The 342-nt window shown below is 24.0% G+C and carries 1 protein-coding gene; it reads right to left on the reverse strand.

The features are described 5' to 3' along the window. The coding region (locus QWI17_RS04790; protein ID WP_302721378.1) for a hypothetical protein at positions 1–342 on the reverse strand (342 nt) is incomplete at both ends.

Consider the following 342-nt stretch of genomic DNA (forward strand, 5'->3'; position numbering starts at 1 on the left):
TTGGTTCTTTAATTATGGATATTTCATCATCATTATCCAAATCTATTTCCTCAATAGTTGAAATCCAAGAATATATTTTTTCTTCATTCAAACTATTGTATGGTTGCATATTTGAATCATCCCAATCTAACCAATTTTTAATATTTACATTCTTGATGATTTCCTCAAAAATTGAATACATATTGGTTTCAAATTGATCACCGTAATCACTTTCTTTATATCGATTAATTAGTGAATGAACCCTCAAATTTCGTTTTAAGTTATGTTTAGTAATTGCTAATGAATTACAAATTTCTTCTTCTGTTAAATTATGTTTATATTTTAAATCATTAATTAATTGAG

It is taken from the genome of Gilvimarinus gilvus, assembly GCF_030518155.1.
GTDB classification, from domain to species: Bacteria; Pseudomonadota; Gammaproteobacteria; order Pseudomonadales; family Cellvibrionaceae; genus Gilvimarinus; species Gilvimarinus gilvus.